Below are 1,678 nucleotides of genomic sequence, written 5' to 3' on the forward strand. Positions count from 1 at the left end.
TCATCATCGGGACAGGCAGGATATGCGCCTTGGTGCCGCCGACATAGCGATAGAGCGGCAGGCCGGCAGCGTCGGCAGCGGCCTTGGCCACGGCCAGCGAAACGCCGAGAATGGCATTGGCGCCGAGCCGGCTCTTGTTGGGCGTGCCGTCGAGCTCGATCATGGTCTGGTCGATGTGAATCTGGTTCTCGGCTTCCATGCCGCTGATCGCCTCGAACAGCTCGCCATTGACCGCCTCCACGGCCTTGAGCACGCCCTTGCCGAGATAGCGGGCGCCGCCGTCGCGAAGCTCGACGGCTTCGTGGGCGCCGGTCGAGGCGCCGGACGGCACCGCGGCCCGGCCCATCGAACCGTCTTCGAGCACGACATCGACCTCGACGGTCGGGTTTCCACGGCTGTCCAGGATTTCACGTCCGACAATGTCGATGATGGCGGTCATTGCGATGTCCCCGATTGATCTGACGAAAGGTCGCGCCCGTCTTAGCCAAAGCGACGCAAAAGGCAATCCGGCCATGGACGAATAGTGCCACCGGCCCGATTCACGAAGCGCAAATTTCTGTCATCATAAGTCATGCGCCGGGACATCCATTTCGGGTTATGACGGGTGTCGCGCGGGGCGAAACAGGAGGAGTTTCGCCATGTCCGAGTTGAGCGGTATCGTCAGTCTGTTCCTGATCGCGGCGGCGTTCCTGACGTCATGCGACACGCAGCAAGCGCCACCAAAGGCTTTCGAGCCCCTGCCGGCGTTGCACATCAGCAAATAGCTGTCCCTTACATGGAAGGGGCCTCGTCAAAACGAGGCCCCTTTTTCATCGCGGTTGCGTCAATGCCAGTAGGGCGTGACCTTGTAGTACTCGTAGGATGCGTCGCGCGCGCGTTCACCATCCGCGCCGGCCAGTTCGTCGATCGAATAGGCGGGGGCGGCTTTCAGCTGCTCCTTGGAGAACGGTACGACATAGCCCCCCCTGTCCTCGTCATAATCGAGACTAGCCCATGGAACGGCATGGTACTTCTCGCCGATGCCGAGAAAGCCGCCGAAGCCGATGACCGCGAACATGATGCCGTTAGACGTTTTGTCGAGCATGATGTCCTCGATTGTACCGATGCTCCTGCCTTCAGTATTATAGACGGACGTGCCGATGACGCGCGAAGCGGCAATGGCTTCGGTGTGGCCTGTCTGTGTCGTCATGATCTGCTCCTCGTTGTCGTTGAACTCTGCTTTGACAATGAGGGGAGCGGGTGAAGGTTCCCGACTTTTTTCGGCGTTGGCCAATCACTCCGCGAGGATGAAAGTCACCTTCATATTGACGCGATAGGCAGCGATCTTACCGTCCTCGACGACAATCTTCTGATCCTGGATCCACGCGCCTTCCACGTTCTTCAGAGTTTTCGCAGCGCGGGCGATTCCCTTCTCGATGGCGTCCTGAAAGCTCTTCTTCGACGATGCGGTGATTTCGGTGACGCGGGCGACGGACATGGCTTCCTCCTGCCAAACGCTCATTTGCCGGGCAAGCGTACAACCGGCTCCTCCCGACCACAAGCACGGTCAGGAATGGTTGGCTTAACGCCCCTTGGCGATCCGGTCGAAAGCCATCAGCCTTTCCAGGAGAGCCGGCATATCCTTCAGCGGCAGCATGTTAGGCCCATCGGAAGAGGTCGAATTGTCAGGATCCTGATG

3 protein-coding genes and 2 pseudogenes are annotated in these 1,678 nt (G+C 59.8%); 1 reads left to right on the forward strand and 4 read right to left on the reverse strand.

All coding sequences use genetic code 11. From position 1 onward, the window contains the following. A pseudogene (gene eno / locus C1D09_RS31585) lies at positions 1-439 on the reverse strand (phosphopyruvate hydratase); the annotation flags it as partial. 199 nt (positions 440-638) lie between these two features. On the opposite strand from eno, the gene C1D09_RS34160 reads away from it, so the two are divergent. Then, positions 639-764, forward strand: coding sequence for a hypothetical protein (locus C1D09_RS34160; RefSeq protein ID WP_143977861.1), 126 nt, complete (start codon positions 639-641; stop codon positions 762-764). 59 nt (positions 765-823) lie between these two features. Here C1D09_RS34160 and C1D09_RS31595 read toward each other — a convergent pair whose 3' ends face one another. The 3 genes and pseudogenes from C1D09_RS31595 to C1D09_RS33990 form a co-directional block, all read right to left on the reverse strand. Next, entirely contained in the window at positions 824-1,189 is a 366-nt protein-coding gene (locus tag C1D09_RS31595; RefSeq protein ID WP_143977862.1) for a PRC-barrel domain-containing protein, read from the reverse strand. A gap of 84 nt (positions 1,190-1,273) precedes the next feature. Continuing rightward, complete coding sequence (locus tag C1D09_RS31600; RefSeq protein WP_143977863.1) at positions 1,274-1,477, reverse strand: dodecin family protein; 204 nt, start codon at positions 1,475-1,477, stop codon at positions 1,274-1,276. Between the two features lie 84 nt (positions 1,478-1,561). Continuing rightward, positions 1,562-1,678 (reverse strand): annotated as a pseudogene (locus C1D09_RS33990) (3-deoxy-8-phosphooctulonate synthase); the annotation flags it as partial.

It is taken from the genome of Mesorhizobium intechi (assembly GCF_002879535.1).
Taxonomy (GTDB): Bacteria; Pseudomonadota; Alphaproteobacteria; order Rhizobiales; family Rhizobiaceae; genus Mesorhizobium; species Mesorhizobium intechi.